This window comes from Priestia sp. P5_B4 (assembly GCF_056400385.1).
Map to the genome: position 1 here is coordinate 1 of NZ_JBFULJ010000540.1, position 2,589 is coordinate 2,589.

General features: G+C 42.4%; 4 protein-coding genes. All 4 read right to left on the reverse strand.

Annotated elements, in window-relative coordinates; translation table 11 throughout:
• A partial coding sequence (locus tag AC1DRF_RS22615) for a cobalt-precorrin-5B (C(1))-methyltransferase (RefSeq protein ID WP_477741746.1) occupies nucleotides 1–294 on the reverse strand: 294 nt, incomplete at its 3' end.
• A 3-nt stretch (nucleotides 295–297) separates the two neighbouring features.
• Entirely contained in the window at nucleotides 298–945 is a 648-nt protein-coding gene (locus AC1DRF_RS22620; protein WP_427076415.1) for a precorrin-8X methylmutase, read from the reverse strand.
• Nucleotides 946–950: 5 nt separating this feature from the next.
• Nucleotides 951–1,718 (reverse strand): precorrin-6A reductase, encoded by a 768-nt coding sequence (cobK, locus tag AC1DRF_RS22625; RefSeq protein WP_427076414.1) that lies wholly within the window; start codon nucleotides 1,716–1,718, stop codon nucleotides 951–953.
• A partial coding sequence (locus tag AC1DRF_RS22630) for a sirohydrochlorin chelatase (RefSeq protein WP_477741747.1) occupies nucleotides 1,715–2,589 on the reverse strand: 875 nt, incomplete at its 5' end. The genes cobK and AC1DRF_RS22630, both read right to left, overlap by 4 nt.

A 2,589-nucleotide genomic window follows, 5' to 3' on the forward strand; every position in this document is an offset into this window, starting at 1 on the left:
GATAATGCCTGCACCATTACACCACGAAACTTCAGAAATAATCAGCGCTCCGTGCGTGGCATCGGGATCATCTCCAGCATCTTTAATGATGCTAGCTACAGCGCTGCTTGTACGATACTCGCATTCTTCAAGATGAAACGTAGCAAAGCGGCCGACAGGTAGGTAAATCGTTGACTCATCTTGCACTTCTCCTGAAATTAGCGTAAGCAGAGCTGCTCTCGTAGCTGCCGTTGCACAAGCGCCCGTCGTATAGCCTTCTCTGAGTTTCTTAGGTTCTTTTGGTACTTCTTTCATGCGTTACACCTGATCTGCAAGAATTGAAATTGCATTTAATGCAGCAACCGTTACCGTACTGCCGCCTTTTCGCCCTATGTTTGTAATAAACGGCACGTCAAGTTTTGCAAGTTCTTCTTTAGATTCAGCTGCTGAAACAAATCCTACCGGCAGACCAATAACAAGCCCAGGCTTCGTTTCTCCTTCTTTAATCAAACGAATTAATTCAAGTAAAGCTGTGGGTGCGTTCCCAATTGCAAAAATTCCACCGTCTGCTTCTTTGATAGCTTTTCGCATCGAAATAATTGCACGCGTTGTATTTAAGCGCTTTGCTTCTTCCATTACGTCCGGATCTGAAATATAGACTTTGATTTCACCGCCGTGTTTTTCAATTCGCTGCTTGTTTGTTCCTACTTGCACCATTTGTACATCTGCAACCACTTGCTTGCCGCTGCGAATAGCTTTAATTCCTGCTTGAATTGCATTCGGATGAAACAGCATGCTGCGTCCAAGCTCAAAGTCTGCAGACGCATGAATTACGCGCTGAACAATGGGGTACTGTTCGTCTGTAAACGGATGAGGCCCAAGCTCTTCTGTAATCATCTCAAAACTTTTTCCTTCTATTTGCTGAGGCTGAACAGTTAACGGTTTAAATTCTGTACGAAAATCCATCTCAATCAACTCCTATTTTGGTTTACTAAAGCATGAACCACTTCTTCAAACGTGGAATACACGGTTCCATACTCAATTTTCGGTCGCCCAATCATAATAATATCTAAGCCTAACTCTTTGGCTGCTTCCACTTTTTCATCCACAGATCCAACTTTWCCGCTTTCTTTTGTGATCATGACCGTCACTCCGTATTGCTTATACAGCGCTCGATCAAACTCTTTTGTAAACGGCCCTTGAATAGCAATAATATTTTTTTGCGGAAATCCCAATTGCTGGCACTTTTCCATATTATCCAGCCTTGGAAGCATACGAGCAACAAGCCGTACATCTGAAAGAGGAAGCAGCTTTTCTGTAAAAACCTGCAGCGTTTTGCTGCCTGTTGTCAGCATAATAACTCCTTTTTTCTCAGCTGCTACTTCTGCTGCTTCTTCATACGTAGAAACCATCGTCATATTATCATAGGTAAAAGCCTGCGAAGCCCGCTCATAGCGTATGTAAGGAATCGCTGTTTCAGCAGCCGCGCCGATAGCATTTTTAGATGCTTCTTCTGCAAAAGGGTGACTTGCATCCACAATAGCTTTTACACGATGCTCGTTTACAAAATCCATCATATCTTCTTTTGTGAGACGTCCAATTTTCACTTTCACTTCTGCACGCTGTAATTCGATAGCTGCGTTTTCGGTTACAACCGTTGCCGTAACCTCATGACCTGCTTTTTTCACTCGCACGGCTAATGCACGTGCATCGCTAGTTCCGGCTAACAATAAAATCATTTTAGCTCGCCGACCTTATCTTCATGATGGTGATCGTGGTGATGGTGTCCGTGATCATGGTCATGGTCATGATCGTGATGATGATGGTGATCAATATGCTCCATAATGCCGAGGCGATATTGACACGTATCGCAGTTCATTTTCACTTCACCTTCTAATCCTTCTTCAGCACGTTCTTTTAAAATTGTCTGCAGTTTTGGGTGAAAACCGAAATAGCCGGCGAGCTTAAACTCAATGTTTTCATGCTGCATTTTATACTGCTTCACCATTTCTTCTAATCGCTTAATTAATACTCCTGTAAATAAGAAATACGGGAGAATAACCACTTTTTTAGCGCCCAATTTCAAACATCGCTCCACGCCTTCATCAATCAGTGGAGCGGTCACGCCCATAAAAGAAGTTTCAACGATTTTATAATTTGTTTTTTCCCAAAGAAGGCGCGTAATTTTATATAAATCACTGTTTGCATCAGGATCACTTCCTCCTCGCCCTAAGACGATAACAGCCGTGTCTTCAGCTGGAGTTTCTAAATTCTCTCCTGATTCTTGTAATCTCGTTTTTAAAATTTCAAGGGCTTCTTCATGAACGCCAATGGGACGTCCGTATACGAAGTTTACGTGTGGATATTTTTCCTTAGCTTCATCTATAGCCGCCGGAATATGTATTTTAGAGTGGCCAGCAGGCAAGAGCATAATTGGAATTACAACTACATCTTTTGCTCCTTTTGCCACACATGTATCAATGCCTTGACTTACATTTGGGCGTTCAAATTCTAGAAAACACGTTTCTACTAAAATAGATGCGTCCCAATCATGCTTCATAGTCGAAATAAATTTGCGAATTTGATCGTTCCCTTCAGGATCTCTGCTTC